The 14159-nt window shown below is 71.6% G+C and carries 13 protein-coding genes; 6 read left to right on the top strand and 7 right to left on the bottom strand.

Annotated elements, in window-relative coordinates; all coding sequences use genetic code 11:
* Positions 1–294: 294 nt before the first annotated feature.
* A complete protein-coding gene (locus OKJ99_RS34965; protein ID WP_266720302.1) occupies positions 295–1656 on the top strand; it encodes a glutamine synthetase family protein in 1362 nt (453 codons plus the stop codon).
* A gap of 452 nt (positions 1657–2108) precedes the next feature.
* Positions 2109–2324: a hypothetical protein gene (locus OKJ99_RS34960; RefSeq protein WP_326022277.1), complete on the top strand. Its 216-nt coding sequence runs from the start codon at positions 2109–2111 to the stop codon at positions 2322–2324.
* A 48-nt stretch (positions 2325–2372) separates the two neighbouring features.
* Here the strand turns inward: OKJ99_RS34960 and OKJ99_RS34955 are convergent, their stop codons facing one another.
* From OKJ99_RS34955 to OKJ99_RS34945, 3 genes are read right to left on the bottom strand one after another with little or no spacing between them, the layout of a single operon-like run.
* On the bottom strand, positions 2373–2789 hold the full coding sequence (locus tag OKJ99_RS34955) for a VOC family protein (protein ID WP_326022276.1): 417 nt from the start codon (positions 2787–2789) through the stop codon (positions 2373–2375).
* Between the two features lie 53 nt (positions 2790–2842).
* The gene (locus OKJ99_RS34950; protein ID WP_326022275.1) at positions 2843–3274 is read right to left on the bottom strand and encodes a VOC family protein; all 432 of its coding nucleotides are present in this window, start codon (positions 3272–3274) and stop codon (positions 2843–2845) included.
* 29 nt (positions 3275–3303) lie between these two features.
* Positions 3304–3837 (bottom strand): pyridoxamine 5'-phosphate oxidase family protein, encoded by a 534-nt coding sequence (locus OKJ99_RS34945; protein WP_326022274.1) that lies wholly within the window; start codon positions 3835–3837, stop codon positions 3304–3306.
* 134 nt (positions 3838–3971) lie between these two features.
* Here OKJ99_RS34945 and OKJ99_RS34940 point away from each other — a divergent pair, with 134 nt between their 5' ends.
* On the top strand, positions 3972–6989 hold the full coding sequence (locus tag OKJ99_RS34940; protein ID WP_326022273.1) for a bifunctional [glutamine synthetase] adenylyltransferase/[glutamine synthetase]-adenylyl-L-tyrosine phosphorylase: 3018 nt from the start codon (positions 3972–3974) through the stop codon (positions 6987–6989).
* 26 nt (positions 6990–7015) lie between these two features.
* Here OKJ99_RS34940 and OKJ99_RS34935 read toward each other — a convergent pair whose 3' ends face one another.
* Positions 7016–7219: a hypothetical protein gene (locus tag OKJ99_RS34935; RefSeq protein WP_326022272.1), complete on the bottom strand. Its 204-nt coding sequence runs from the start codon at positions 7217–7219 to the stop codon at positions 7016–7018.
* 136 nt (positions 7220–7355) lie between these two features.
* Entirely contained in the window at positions 7356–7964 is a 609-nt protein-coding gene (locus OKJ99_RS34930) for a TetR/AcrR family transcriptional regulator (protein ID WP_326022271.1), read from the bottom strand.
* A gap of 137 nt (positions 7965–8101) precedes the next feature.
* On the opposite strand from OKJ99_RS34930, the gene OKJ99_RS34925 reads away from it, so the two are divergent.
* Positions 8102–9547: an APC family permease gene (locus OKJ99_RS34925; protein ID WP_326022270.1), complete on the top strand. Its 1446-nt coding sequence runs from the start codon at positions 8102–8104 to the stop codon at positions 9545–9547.
* A gap of 111 nt (positions 9548–9658) precedes the next feature.
* The gene (locus tag OKJ99_RS34920) at positions 9659–11233 is read left to right on the top strand and encodes an amidohydrolase (RefSeq protein ID WP_326022269.1); all 1575 of its coding nucleotides are present in this window, start codon (positions 9659–9661) and stop codon (positions 11231–11233) included.
* A gap of 51 nt (positions 11234–11284) precedes the next feature.
* On the opposite strand, the gene OKJ99_RS34915 is transcribed toward OKJ99_RS34920, so the two are convergent.
* Complete coding sequence (locus tag OKJ99_RS34915) at positions 11285–12121, bottom strand: phosphatase PAP2 family protein (protein ID WP_326022268.1); 837 nt, start codon at positions 12119–12121, stop codon at positions 11285–11287.
* Between the two features lie 75 nt (positions 12122–12196).
* Entirely contained in the window at positions 12197–13243 is a 1047-nt protein-coding gene (locus OKJ99_RS34910) for a LacI family DNA-binding transcriptional regulator (RefSeq protein WP_326022267.1), read from the bottom strand.
* A gap of 217 nt (positions 13244–13460) precedes the next feature.
* Here OKJ99_RS34910 and OKJ99_RS34905 point away from each other — a divergent pair.
* A partial coding sequence (locus OKJ99_RS34905; protein ID WP_326022316.1) for a response regulator occupies positions 13461–14159 on the top strand: 699 nt, incomplete at its 3' end.

Genomic DNA, 14159 nt, shown 5'->3' with positions numbered 1-14159 from the left:
CAAGAAGGCGTCAAGTCGGCTCAACTCCGGTCGGGATAGGCTGATTTGGGCGCATCGAGGGTCGGCCCGCAGCCCCTGGCGCGAGGCCCCCGCCGGTCGTCCGGCGGTACGGGTCGTAAGGCGCGCACTATGGCCCTGAGGGTTTCGCCAGGCACTATGAACACATCACCGGCCGATCAGTGACGATCAAGGTCGGCAACGCGCCGGAAACCGGCATGTGGTGGGATGTGACCAGGCCCTCTGTACGGCGTGGGAACAGGCGGTCTGACCAGCAAGGATGGGTGGAAGCGAGAGATGGACAAGCAGCAGGAATTCGTGCTCCGTACGCTTGAAGAGCGCGACATCCGGTTCGTACGTCTGTGGTTCACGGACGTGCTGGGCTTCCTCAAGTCGGTGGCCGTGGCCCCGGCCGAGCTGGAACAGGCGTTCGATGAGGGCATCGGCTTCGACGGCTCCGCGATCGAGGGCTTCGCCCGTGTCTACGAGTCCGACATGATCGCCAAGCCGGACCCGGGCACCTTCCAGGTCCTGCCGTGGCGCGCGGAGGCCCCCGGCACCGCGCGCATGTTCTGCGACATCCTGATGCCCGACGGCTCGCCGTCCTTCGCCGACCCGCGCTATGTCCTGAAGCGGGCCCTGGCCAAGACCTCCGACCTCGGCTTCACCTTCTACACCCACCCCGAGATCGAGTTCTTCCTGCTCAAGGACAAGCCGCTGGACGGCACCCGCCCGGTGCCCGCCGACACCTCCGGCTACTTCGACCACACCCCGCAGAACGTGGGCATGGACTTCCGCCGCCAGGCGATCACGATGCTCGAGTCGATGGGCATCTCGGTCGAGTTCAGCCACCACGAGGGCGCGCCGGGCCAGCAGGAGATCGACCTCCGCTACGCGGACGCGCTCTCCACGGCGGACAACATCATGACGTTCCGCCTGGTCATGAAGCAGGTGGCGCTGGAACAAGGAGTCCAGGCCACCTTCATGCCGAAGCCGTTCTCGGAACACCCGGGCAGCGGAATGCACACGCACCTCTCCCTCTTCGAGGGCGACCGGAACGCGTTCTACGAGTCGGGCTCCGAGTACCAGCTCTCGAAGGTCGGCCGCTCCTTCATCGCGGGCCTGCTCAAGCACGCCGCCGAGATCTCCGCCGTCACCAACCAGTGGGTGAACTCCTACAAGCGCATCTGGGGCGGCTCGGAGCGCACGGCCGGCGCCGGCGGCGAGGCCCCGTCCTACATCTGCTGGGGCCACAACAACCGCTCGGCCCTCATCCGCGTCCCGATGTACAAGCCCGGCAAGACCGGCTCGGCCCGCGTCGAGGTCCGCTCCATCGACTCCGGCGCCAACCCGTACCTCACCTACGCGGTCCTCCTGGCGGCCGGCCTCAAGGGCATCGAAGAGGGCTACGAACTCCCTCCGGGCGCCGACGACGACGTCTGGGCCCTCTCCGACGCGGAACGCCGCGCGATGGGCATCGAGCCGCTCCCCCAGAACCTCGGCGAGGCGATCACCCTGATGGAACGCTCGGAACTGGTCGCCGAAACACTGGGCGAGCACGTCTACGACTTCTTCCTGCGCAACAAGAAGCAGGAGTGGGAGGAGTACCGCTCGGAGGTCACGGCCTTCGAGCTGCGGAAGAACCTGCCGGTGCTGTAAGGGCAGGTCAGCGCGGTTTCGCACCGCATCAGGCTTTCGGGGCCGCCGGTCTGTGACCGGCGGCCCCGCCGTGTGTGGTGGGAGCGGCGAGGCATCGGCGGCGTCGAGCGAGCAGGCCGCTGCTGCGGGGTGGGCGCAAGGGAGAGCTGTGCTGGCCGAATGACACTGCTCTCTGTGATCGCATCCTTACGTCATGTCAGTGGTGCGTGCTGTCATATGACTGGAGCGGGGTTGCGCCAACGCATCTGGCCTGAGGGGGAGTTCGTTCATGGGGGCACGGGGTGAGGACTGTGTGATGGGCGGAGAAGGGCTGCGGCCACCGGGTGCGTCCCGGTGAGCGGCCGTCGCCCGGCGCGGCGCACGGCCCGCCGTCGGCTGTCCGGGCGATCCAGTGCAAGCACCGCCACCACGGCGGCCGACGGCACGGTCCTGATCAGAAGGGGGTGGGCCAAGTGATCCTGACGCTCAACGTCGCGGTCCTGCTGGCCGTGATCATCTACTTCCGCATAGGTCGGAAGGGCCAGTTCCAGAGCAAGGCCAACCAGTGGACGACCGTGTTCATCGTGCTGGTGTTCGGCGTGCTGATCGCGCCGACCGGGTTCGGGCAGGGGATTCTCGCCGTCCTGGGCAACGTCGTGCAGAGCATCTCGGCCGCCGGCAGCCCGTGAGGCATTGGTCCGCCAAGGCAGGGGCGAACGTTCCGGGACCCGCCCGGTCTACAACGCGTCCCGCAACGGCACAGCGGAGCGCTTTCGGTATTCCTGGATGGACCAGCCGTTGCCGTCCGGGTCGGTGAAGTGCATGAAGGTGCCGCCGTCGTCGGGGGCGTACTGGACCGGTTCCGAGACGTCGAGGCCGCGGGCGCGGAGTTCCTCGTAGGCCGCCTTGATGTCGGTGACGCACAGTTGCAGGCCGTGGTACGTGCCCGGGGTCGCGGTGCCCGTCGGGGACGGGACGCCCGCGGCGAGGGTGACCGAGCAGCCGGAGCCGGGCGGGGTGAGCTGGACGATGCGGGCGCCGGGCATGACTTCGCGGTCGACGTCGCAGCGGAAGCCGACCTTGTCGACGTAGAAGGCCTTGGACCGGTCGATGTCCGACACCGGCAGGCCGATTACCTCAAGGGTCATTTCCATGGGGACAAGGTAGGGGCGAATCGCCGGTTCCGGACCCACGTGGACGCCGGTGCTCAGCGTTCCGACAGGGGCGCCGGCGCCTCCTGCACCGTCCAGCCGTTGCCGTCCGGGTCCGTGAAGAACATGAACGAGTTCCACACCTCGCCGGGGCCCTCCTGCCACCCCTGCGGCCCCGCGTGCTGCACCGGGCTGACGTCGACACCGCGCGTCAGCAGTTCCTCGCGCGCCGCCGCGATGTCGGTGACGCAGACCTGGAGACCGGTGAGCGAGCCGGGGGCCATGGTCGGCTGGCCAGGCGCTCCGGGCAGGCCCTCCGCCAGAGTGACCGAACAGCGGGAGCCCGGCGGCGTGAGCTGCACGATGCGGATGCCCGGGGCCACCTGGCTGTCCAGGTCGACCTTGAAGCCCACCTTGTTCGCGTAGAAGTCCTTGGCGCGGTCCACGTCGGAGACGGGAACGACGATCACCTCGAGGGTCCACTCCATGGTCTGTCCTCTCACCGGGTGTCCTGCGGTCACTCGAATCGCCAGCGGGTCTGTGTGAACTCCTCGCCCTTGCCGAAGCCGAAGACCGTGCGCGGCGCGACCGCGTAGACCAGGGACGGGCCCTCCTGGCCCTGGAACGCGCCGTCGGCACGGACCTCGAAGTGCCAGGCCGGGCCGTACTTCTCCTCCCAGGCCTTGGCGAGGGCGTGCAGGCGGTCCGCGTCCGTGACCCGTGCCGCCCGCCCCTCGACCACCACGTCGAAGCCCGCCGCCCAGGCGTTCGTGCCGGTGGTGAGGACGACCTCCGGGTTCCCGGCGAGGTTGAGCGACTTGCGTTCGCGCTCGCCGGAGGTGAAGTGCAGGGCCCCGTCCCGCCAGAGGGCGAGGAGAGGCGTGACGTGGGGGCGGCCGTCGGGGCGCACCGTGGAGACCCAGAACAGTTCGGCGCCGGTCAGCAGCCGTTCGGCCGCCGCCCACGGGGTGGGCTCGGCGCCGGGGGAGCTGTAGCGCGGATCGATCGACGTGCGCGGCGTGCCGGTGCCGGTGCGGGCGTCGTGCTCCATCGTGGGCGTTCCTTTCCTTGTACGTGGCCACTCGTACGCAAGTGGGGACCTGCCACGGCCGCACAACTCATCGGTGCAGCCCGCAGCGCAGTAGGCTCAAGGCCACCGTTGATCGAACAGGAGGCCGGGCGATGATGTCGGTGCCGCACGAAGGGGGACGGTGGACGGGCGGCCGAAGGAGCAGCACCTTCACCCGGCTGCTGCGGCTCGGCTTCACCGACCCGTCCACCGCCGAGCGGCTGCTCGACGCCCCCGGCCTGTCCGCCGTGCGCTCCGACCCGCTGCTCCTGGACGCGCTCGGCGCCGCCGCCGACCCCGACCTGGCGCTCCTCGGCCTCGTCAGACTGGTCGAGGCGCAGGACGACGAGACGGCGCGGCGCGAGCTGGTCGACACGCTCGTCGCGGCGAAGCCGCTGCGCGACCGGCTGCTCGGCGTGCTCGGTTCCTCCGAGGCGCTCGCCGACCACCTGGCCCGGCACTCGAAGGACTGGCGGGCCCTGGTCACGTACGAGTCGGGCGATCTGCACCCCGGCGTGGAGGAGTTCGAGCAGGGGCTCGTCGACGTCACCGACGAGGTGTCGCTGCGCATCGCCTACCGGCGCTGCCTGCTGTCCATCGCCGCCCGCGACGTGTGCGGCACGACCGACATCACCGAGACCGCGGCCGAACTCGCCGACCTGGCGACGGCGACGCTGCGCGCGGCCCTCGCCATCGCCCGCACGGCGTCCCCCGCCGACGCCGCGCTGTGCCGGCTCTCCGTGATCGCGATGGGCAAGTGCGGTGGCCATGAACTGAATTACGTATCCGACGTCGACGTCATTTTCGTCGGGGAGCCGGCCGACGGGTCCGCCGACGAGGGGAAGGCGATCCAGGCCGCCACCCGGCTCGCCTCGCACATGATGCGGATCTGCTCCGACACCACCGTCGAGGGCACCATCTGGCCCGTCGACGCCAACCTGCGGCCCGAGGGGCGCAACGGGCCGCTCGTGCGCACCCTCTCCTCGCACCTCGCCTACTACCAGCGCTGGGCCAAGACCTGGGAGTTCCAGGCGCTGCTCAAGGCCCGCCCGGTCGCGGGCGACCTGGACCTCGGCGAGGAGTACGTCGCGGCCGTGGCGCCGATGGTGTGGCAGGTGTCCGAGCGGGAGAACTTCGTGCCCGATGTGCAGAAGATGCGCAAGCGGGTCGTGGCGAACATCCCGGCGGGGGAGAAGGACCGGGAGCTGAAGCTCGGGCCCGGCGGCCTGCGCGACGTCGAATTCGCCGTGCAGCTGCTGCAGTTGGTGCACGGGCGCACGGACATCGCACTGCGCAGTGGAACGACCCTGGACGCGCTCGCCGCGCTCGCCGACGGCGGATACGTGGGCCGGGTCGACGCCGTGCAGCTCGACGACGCCTACCGGTTCCTGCGCACGCTCGAACACCGTATCCAGCTCTACAAGTTGCGGCGTACGCACCTGGTGCCCGAGGGCGATCCCGACCTGCGCCGCATCGGCCGCTCGATGGGCATGCGCACGGAACCCATCACGGACCTCAAGCGGGCCTGGCGGCGGCACACCTCCGTCGTCCGCCGCCTGCACGAGAAGCTGTTCTACCGGCCACTGCTCGACGCCGTCGCCCAACTCGCCCCGGGTGAGACCAGGTTGCGTGCGGACGCGGCCCGCGAGCGGCTCGTCGCGCTCGGCTACGCCGACCCGAGCGCCGCGATGCGCCACCTGGAGGCGCTGGCGTCCGGGGTCAGCCGCAAGGCCGCCATCCAGCGGACGCTGCTCCCGGTGCTGCTCGGCTGGTTCGCGGACTCCGCCGACCCGGACGCGGGGCTCCTCAACTTCCGCAAGGTGTCGGACGCGCTGGGCAAGACGCCCTGGTATCTGCGGCTGCTGCGCGACGAGGGTGCGGCCGCCGAGAACCTGGCGCGGGTCCTGTCCGCCGGGCGCCTCGCCCCCGACCTGCTGATGCGCGCCCCCGAAGCGGTGGCGCTGCTCGGCGACGAGCGGGGCCTGGAGCCGCGCGGCCAGGCCCAGTTGGAGCAGGAGGCGCTCGCGGCGGTGCGGCGGGCGGAGGGCGGCGAGCAGGGCGTCTCCTCGGCGCGCGCGGTGCGCCGCCGCGAGCTGCTGCGCACGGCGGCCGCCGACATCATCGCCTCGTACGGCACCGAGGACACGCCCGCCGTCACCGACCGGGGCGCCCTGGTGGACCAAGTGGGCGCCGCCGTATCGGACTTGACGGCCGCCACGCTCGCCGGGACGCTGCGCGCCGTGGTCCGCGACGGCTGGGGCGACACGCTGCCCACCCGCTTCGCCGTCATCGCCATGGGCCGCTTCGGCGGGCACGAGCTGAGCTACGGCTCCGACGCCGACGTACTGTTCGTGCACGAGCCCCGCGAGGGCGTCGACGACCACGAGGCCGCGCAGGCCGCCAACAAGGTCGTCTCCGAGATGCGCCGGCTCCTCGCCCTGCCGAGCGCCGATCCGCCGCTGCTCATCGACGCGGACCTGCGCCCCGAGGGCAAGTCGGGCCCGCTGGTGCGCACACTCAAGTCCTACGAGGCGTACTACCGCCGCTGGTCCCTCGTCTGGGAGTCGCAGGCGCTGCTGCGGGCCCAACCCGTCGCGGGGGACGGGGAGTTGAGCCGCGCCTTCATCGATCTGATCGACCCGCTGCGCTATCCCGCCGAGGGCCTCGGCGACGACGCCGTTCTGGAGATCCGCCGCCTCAAGGCCCGCATGGAGTCGGAGCGGCTGCCGCGCGGCGCCGACCCCACGCTGCACACGAAGCTGGGCCGAGGCGGCCTCTCCGACGTCGAATGGACGGTGCAGCTGCTCCAGCTCAGGCACGGCTGGGCGGAACCGGGTCTGCGCACCACGCGCACCCGCGAGGCCCTCGCCGCGGCGTGCGCCGCCGGGCTGATCCCCGCCGAGGACGCGGAGATCCTCGACGAGGCGTGGGTCCTTGCCGCCCGTGTGCGCAACGCGGTGATGCTGGTGCGCGGCAGGCCCGGCGACACGTTCCCGTCGGACGGGCGTGAACTCGGCGCGGTGGGCCGGTACTTGGGGTACGACCCCGGGCATGTGGGGGACATGCTGGACGACTACCGGCGCACTACGCGGCGCGCGCGGGCCGTGATGGAGGAGCGGTTCTACGGCGGGTGACGGGCCCCGTCACCCGGTCTCTGCCGTCACGCCACCTTCACCGACGTCGTGCCCGACAGCCACGGCAGACCCGAAGGCCCCCGGTGGACGAAGGTCGTCGCCACGGCCGTCCCCTCGTCTTCGGGGGCGTGCTTGCGCTGCAGCGCGCCGAAGGGGTGGGACTCGTCGCCCGGAGCCGCCACCTTCGCGCCTGCCGTGCCCTTGCGTACCGTTGCCGTAGCCGTTGCCATGAAACCGGCGCTCCGTCCGTACCGTCGAGGTCTGGACCTTCGACGATCCCCCCGGACGGGCCCCGGCGGCAGATGCCATCGGTCGTGAACGCGCGGGACGAAGGTCCCGGCGCCCTACGCGGGCCCTACACGAGCCCTACGCGTCGAGCAGCACCCGGCAGCGCGCGACGAACCCGGTGAGCGCCAGCTCGAACGCCGCGTCCGTACGGCCCTCGGGCCCGGCGCCCAGGGCCCGTTCGAGCAGCGGGGTCAGGCCCTCCTCCGTCGGCTCCCACATGGCGTCGGGCGCCGCCATGTCGAGCGCCGAGCCGAGCACCGTGTTGTCCAGGGCGATGATCACCGGCATCACGTCCGGCAGCGCGAACCCGGCGTCGAGCAGCAGCGCCACCCCCAGCTCGTACTGGGCGAGGACCCGGGGCGCCCGCACGGGATGGGTCGTCAGGAGCGGGATCGCCTTGGGGTGCGCGGCGAACGCGGCGCGGTAGGAGCGGGCCCACCCGGCGATCGCCTCGTCCCACGGGAGGCCCGAGGTCAGCGGCGTCTCGTCGATCGCGGAGCAGATCCGCTCGCGCAGCAGCTCCACGATGCCGTCGCGGCCGTCGACGTGGTGGTAGAGCGAGCCCGTCTGCACGCCCAGCCTGCGGGCCACCTGCGGGACGCTGAACTCGCCGTTCTCGTCGACGATGGCGAGCGCCGCCGTGGTGATCCGCTCCCGGTCCAGGAGGGGTTTGCGCGGCCGCCCCATCCAGGTTCCTCCTCCGTGGCTCCACAAAATCGGGTCTTCCCGTATGCCCAACGGGAGGTTACATTGCGAAAACCAAAAGCCTTTAGATTTACGCCCGTCCGCAGTCCGGGCCGTCCGCCAGAGGGGCTTCCTGCCGTATGACCGTGACTTCCCCGAAGACCGAGACCGCACCGCCGAGCGCGCCACCCGGCCTGCGCACCGGCACCCTCGGCACCTCCGACATCGCGTTCTTCGTGATCTCCGCCGCCGCCCCGCTCACCGTCATGGCGGGCGTCGCGCCCATCGCCATCTCCCTCGGCGGCGTCGGAGCGCCCGCCGGATACCTGCTCGCCGGCATCACGCTCGCCGTCTTCGCCATCGGCTTCACCGCGATGAGCCGCCACGTCACCGGCGGCGGCGCCTTCTACTCGTACATCGCGCAGGGCCTCGGAAAGCCGGCCGGAATCGGGGCGGCGCTGCTCGCGATGGTCGGTTACAACGGCATGGAGATCGGCGTCTACGGGCTCCTCGGCTCCGCCACGCAGGACACCGTGCACTCCCTCTTCGGCGCGGACGTGCCCTGGCTGCCGGTCTCCCTCGTCGGCCTGGTCCTGATCTGGTACGGCGGCTTCCGCTCGATCGACTTCGGCGCCAAGGTGCTCGGTGTCCTGCTCGTCGCGGAGACGGGCATCCTGATCCTGCTGGCGGGCGGTGTGCTCCTCAAGGGCGGCGCGCACGGCCTGTCCCTGGCCTCCTTCGCACCCGGCAACGTCCTCGTGCCCGGCACGGCCGCGGTCCTCGCCTTCGCGTTCGCCGCGTTCACCGGCTTCGAGTCGACCGTCATCTATCGCCGCGAGGCCCGCGACCCGGACCGCACCGTGCCCCGCGCCACGTACATCGCGGTCGCCTTCCTCGGCCTCTTCTACGCCTTCACCGTCTGGATCGCCATCCAGTCCTTCGGCGACGCGCAGGTGGTCAAGGCGGCGGGCGACGACCCCGCGAACCTCTTCTTCACCGCGATCACCACCTTCGTCGGCGGCTGGGCGGCGGACCTGATGCACGTCTTCATCGTCACCAGCGTCATCGCCTCGCTCCTCGCCTTCCACAACGCGATCAACCGGTACGCCCTCGCCCTCGCCGACGAAGGTGTCCTGCCGCGCTTTATCGCCCGCATCCACCCCAAGCACCGTTCCCCGTACGTCGCCGGGCTCGCGCAGACGGTTCTCGGCGCGGTCGTCGTGCTCGGCTTCTGGGCGGCCGGGGCGGACCCGTACGACCAGCTGCTGCTGTGGGTCAACACCCCGGGAATGCTGGGCCTGATGGCCCTCCAGCTCCTCGCGGCGCTCGCCGTCCCGTTCTTCTTCCGGCGGATCACGCACCAGGAGGGTGTGCTGCGGACGGTCGTCGCGCCGGTCGTGGCGACGGTTCTCCTGGCCGTCGCGATCGGGTTGGTGGCCACGCACGTCGACCTCTTCACGGGGGCGTCCCCGCTGGTCAACTGGATCCTCCTGGCGGTGGCCCCGGCGGTCTTCGTGCTGGGCCTCGCGCTGGCGTGGCGCCTACGGCGATCCCGCCCGGAGACGTATGCACGGTTCGGCAATTAGGGGCGCGGGGCTGTGTCCATATGCGGCTCCGCCGCGGGGCGCGAACCCAGCCACAGCAAGAACCGCACCCGCCGACGCAACGGCGTGACCAGAAACGGAGCGAACCGCACCATGCCATCCGCCGACCTCCTCCTCACCGACACCCACATCCGCACACTCGACCCGGCCCAGCCGGAGGTAACCGCCCTGGCCGTGGCCGGAGGCCGCATCGTCGCCGTCGGTGACACGGACGACCTCGTACGGGACTGGCAGGGGCCGGGCACCGAACGGATCGACCTCGCCGGAGCCCACGTTCTCCCCGGCCTCGTCGACTCGCACAGTCACCCCGTCTGGGGCCTGGAGATGGCGACCGGCGTCGACCTCAGCGGAGTGGTCGACCTGGACGGACTCCGGGGCGCCCTGCGCACAGCAGACCGGCTCGGCGGGTGGGTCGTCGGGTGGGGGCTCGACCACAACGCCTTCGAGGGGCGGCCCATCCACCGCGAGCTCATCGAGGACGTACTCGGCGGCGCGCCCGCCTTCCTGCGGCTGTACGACGGCCACTCCGCGCTGGTCAGCGGCGCCGCCCTGGACGCCGCGAGGATCACGGGACCGCGCTCCTTCGACCAGCGGGCCGAGGTCGTCTGCGACGGCGAGGGGCGGCCCACCGGATACCTCGTCGAGCACGCCGCCATGGACCTGGTGTACGAGGTCGCTCCCCGGGCCTCGGACCAGGACCGCCGCGCCGGACTCGTCGAGCTGCTGAGCACCATGGCCGCCACCGGTCTCACCGGAGCCCACGTCATGGACGGTTCGGGACTCGACCTGCTCGCCGCCGTGGAGGAGGGCGCCGATCTGCCGCTGCGGCTGACCGTTTCGCCCTGGTGCATGCCGGGCGTGGACCGCGCCGGGCTCGACGAGCTGGTCGCGCTCCAGAAGCTCGGCGGACGCCGCTGGCGGGTCGGCGGCGTCAAGTTCTTCATGGACGGCACCGTCGAGGGCGGCACCGCCTGGCTGGAGCACGCCGACTGCCACGGCCAGGGCACCGACGCCTTCTGGCCGGACCCGGCGGCGTACAGCGAAGCCGTGCGTCATCTGCACGCGGCCGGCGTGCGGACCGCGACGCACGCCATCGGCGACGCCGCCGTCCGGCACGCCCTCGACACCATCGAGGCGCTCGGGGAGAGCGGCCGCGGCGCGCACCGGATCGAGCACATCGAGTCCGTGCCCGACGACACGATCCCTCGGTTCGCCGCGCTCGGCGTCGCCGCGTCGATGCAGCCCCCGCACACCGCGTACACGAAGGGCGACCACAGCGACGAGTGGTCCAAGCGGCTCGGTGACGCGCGCGCCGCCCGCGCCTGGCGCACCCGTGACCTGCGGGACGCGGGCGCCGTGCTCGCGCTCGGCTCGGACTGGCCGATCGCCCACTACGACGCCCGGAAGGTGCTCGCCATGGCACGGGTGCCGGAAGGCGCGGCGGGCCCCGCACAGGGGCTCACCGGCCTCGAAGCGCTGGAAGGCGTCACCTCGCACGCGGCGATCGCCGCAGGCCAGGCGGCGGAAGGCGGCCGGATCGCGGTCGGCCTGCGCGCGGACCTCACCGTGCTCGGCCTCGACCCGGTCACGGCCCCCGCGGACGAGGTCGCCGAGGCCCCCGTCGTCCTCACGGTGACGGACGGCCGGATCACGCACCGGGGCGCCTGACGCACGGCGCAGGGGCGGCACCGTCCGGTGCCGCCCCTGCGCCGACAGGCCTCAGGCCTTGACCGGCATCTGTGGTGGGGCCACCAGCCGCGGCAGCGCGTGCGGCAGCGCCCCGTACCAGGCCCGCGCCACCGCGAACCCGAACGCCAGGCACAGCATGCCGCCCACCGCGTCCAGCCAGAAGTGGTTCGCGGTCGCCACGATCACCACCAGGGTCAGCGCCGGGTACACGAGCCCGAGGACCCGCACCCACGGCACCGAGGCGAGCGCGAAGATCGTCATGCCGCACCACAGCGACCAGCCGATGTGCATCGACGGCATCGCCGCGTACTGGTTCGACATGTTCTTCAGGTTGCCCGAGGCCATCGAGCCCCAGGTCTGGTGCACCGCGACGGTGTCGATGAAGCCGCTGCCGGTCATCAGGCGCGGTGGCGCCAGCGGATAGAAGTAGTAACCGACGAGGGCGACCGCCGTCGTCGCGAACAGCGCGAGACGGGTCGCCGCGTAGCGGCCGGGATGGTAGCGGAACAGCCACACCAGCACGCCCAACGTGATGACGAAGTGCAGTGTCGCGTAGTAGTAGTTCATGCCGACGATGAGCCAACTCACCGAATTCGCGGCATGGTTGACGGTCTGCTCGACGGCGATCCCGAGGCTGTGCTCCGCCTGCCAGATCCAGTCGGCATTGCGCAGCGCCTGTGCCTTCTGCTCCGGGACCGCGTTGCGGATCAGGGAGTACGTGTAGTAACTCACCGCGATCAGCAGGATCTCGAACCAGAGGCGCGGGCGCCGCGGCGCCCGAAGGCGACGCCCGGCGCGGTCTTCCGCGATGGGTGAGGGTGTGGCCCCTTTTCGGCCTTCACGTGTCGTCACGGTCATTTCACCCATAGGCACAGAGTCTGCCAGATCACGACCCCCCGACCGATCATCCCTTGGGCGGGTCACGGACGCACCCGCTACGCCCTACGGACGAGGCCGAACCCCTACGGATACCGCTGCTGACGCGGCCGTGGACCCCCGCACCACCAGCTCCGGCATGAACACGAATTCGCTCGGCGGTGCGGGCGTGCCGCCCACCGCCTCCAGCAACGTGTGCACCGCAGCCTGACCCATCGCGTGCACCGGCTTGCGGATCGTGGTCAGCGGCGGATCGGTGAAGGCGATCAGCGGAGAGTCGTCGAAACCCACCACGGAGACGTCCTTCGGCACGTCCATGCCGCGCTCGCGCACCGCCCTGATCGCACCGAGCGCCATCATGTCGCTCGCGCACACCACCGCCGTGCAGCCCCGGTCGAGCAGCGCCGACGTCGCGGCCTGCCCGCCCTCCAGGGTGTAGAGGGAGTGCTGGACGAGGTCGTGCTCGATCTCGTCCCCGGACAGGTCGAGCCGCTCCGCCATCGTGCGTACGAAGCTCTCGATCTTCCGCTGTACGGGCACGAAGCGGCGCGGCCCCACCGCCAGGCCGATCCGGGTGTGGCCGAGCGAGAGCAGATGTGTCACCGCGAGCCGGGCCGCGGCCCGGTCGTCCGGCGAGATGAAGGGCGCCGCGACCGCCGGCGCGTACCCGTCGACGAGTACGAAGGGGACGCCCTGGCCGCGAAGGCGTTCGTAGCGCTGGGTGTCGGCGGTGGTGTCGGCGTGCAGCCCGGAGACGTAGATGATGCCGCTGACGTCGCGGTCGACGAGCATCTCCGTGAGCTCGTCCTCGGTGGAGCCGCCGGGGGTCTGGGTGGCCAGGACCGGGGTGTAACCCTGCCTGGTCAGGGCCTGCACCACGACTTGCGCGAGCGCGGGGAAGATCGGGTTCTCGAGTTCCGGCGTGATCAGGCCGACGAGGCCCGCGCTGCGCTGCTTGAGGCGCACGGGGCGCTCGTAGCCGAGCACGTCGAGGGCGGCGAGGACGGACTGGCGGGTGGCCGCGGCGACCCCCGCCTTCCCGTTGAGCACGCGGCTGACGGTCGCTTCGCTGACCCCCGCTTGTGCTGCGATGTCGGCTAGGCGTGCGGTCACGGGACGCGACCTTACCCGTCACTCGCCGCATTGCCCACCGAACGGGAAGTACCGGGCGGGAAGTACCGGGCAGGTAAGCCGGGTTGGGCCGCGCCACCCGGAACGGTGAACCGGACGAAGCACAGGTCGCCACACGGGTGTCCGGCGGTAGTTTGGTGCGGCGAGCCGAGGGGGCCCGCACCCGCTCCGTTTCCTGAGGGGCCTTCTCGTGAACGCCATGGTTCGCAGACCTGGGACCGCCGTCGGATGCACCGTCCTGGTGGTCGACGACAGCGCCGCCAGCCGGTACGCCCTGGGTGCCGTCCTGAGCCGGGCGGGCCACGTCGTCATCCCGGTCGGCTCCGCGGGCGAGGCCCTCGTCGAGCTCGACGTGCGGCTGCGCGCGGGGGCGCTGCCCGATGTGGCGCTCGTGGACGTGGGCCTTCCCGACCTCAGCGGGTTCGAGCTGTGCCGCAGGGTCAAGGCGCTGCCCTCGCTCGCCGGGATCCCCGTCGTGCACTTCTCCGCCCGCCCCTCGGTCCCGGCGGACCGCTGCCGGGCGCTCGACGCGGGCGGGGAGGCCTATCTGACGGTGCCCGCCGAACCGGAGGAGATCCGCGCCGTGGTACGCGCCGCGCTCCGCGGGGCCCGCGAACTCACCGACAGCCAGGCCCAGTTCGACCACCTCACCCTGCTCTCCCGGGCCGTCGTCGACGTACAGGGCGCCCGCGACCTCGAAGAACTCGCCCGGACGGCGGCCGCCGCGACGGCCCGGCTCACCGGGGTCGACGCCGCCGTCTTCGTCCTCGGCGACCACGGCGCGGTGCACACAGGCCTGTCCCGGAGCGCCGCGGCACCCGCGGCACCCGCGGCGCCGGACACCGCCGCGCGCGAGCGGGCCGTCGAGCTGGTGCGGCAGATCAGCTGCGGGCCCGGC

Origin of the sequence: Streptomyces endophyticus, assembly GCF_035798155.1 — a bacterium.
Classification (GTDB): domain Bacteria; phylum Actinomycetota; class Actinomycetes; order Streptomycetales; family Streptomycetaceae; genus Streptomyces; species Streptomyces endophyticus.
Note: the sequence above shows the minus strand (reverse complement) of the source record. Positions and strands in the feature narration are given on the sequence as shown.

Excerpts from the sequence above, each read along its gene's own strand:
- OKJ99_RS34925 (WP_326022270.1), top strand. The coding sequence starts at position 8,102 with ATGACCGTGACTTCCCCGAAGACCGAGACCGCACCGCCGAGCGCGCCA.
- OKJ99_RS34955 (WP_326022276.1), bottom strand. The coding sequence starts at position 2,789 with ATGGAAATGACCCTTGAGGTAATCGGCCTGCCGGTGTCGGACATCGAC.
- OKJ99_RS34930 (WP_326022271.1), bottom strand. The coding sequence starts at position 7,964 with ATGGGGCGGCCGCGCAAACCCCTCCTGGACCGGGAGCGGATCACCACG.
- OKJ99_RS34915 (WP_326022268.1), bottom strand. The coding sequence starts at position 12,121 with ATGGGTGAAATGACCGTGACGACACGTGAAGGCCGAAAAGGGGCCACA.
- OKJ99_RS34940 (WP_326022273.1), top strand. The coding sequence starts at position 3,972 with ATGTCGGTGCCGCACGAAGGGGGACGGTGGACGGGCGGCCGAAGGAGC.
- OKJ99_RS34920 (WP_326022269.1), top strand. The coding sequence starts at position 9,659 with ATGCCATCCGCCGACCTCCTCCTCACCGACACCCACATCCGCACACTC.
- OKJ99_RS34935 (WP_326022272.1), bottom strand. The coding sequence starts at position 7,219 with ATGGCAACGGCTACGGCAACGGTACGCAAGGGCACGGCAGGCGCGAAG.
- OKJ99_RS34950 (WP_326022275.1), bottom strand. The coding sequence starts at position 3,274 with ATGGAGTGGACCCTCGAGGTGATCGTCGTTCCCGTCTCCGACGTGGAC.
- OKJ99_RS34965 (WP_266720302.1), top strand. The coding sequence starts at position 295 with ATGGACAAGCAGCAGGAATTCGTGCTCCGTACGCTTGAAGAGCGCGAC.
- OKJ99_RS34945 (WP_326022274.1), bottom strand. The coding sequence starts at position 3,837 with ATGGAGCACGACGCCCGCACCGGCACCGGCACGCCGCGCACGTCGATC.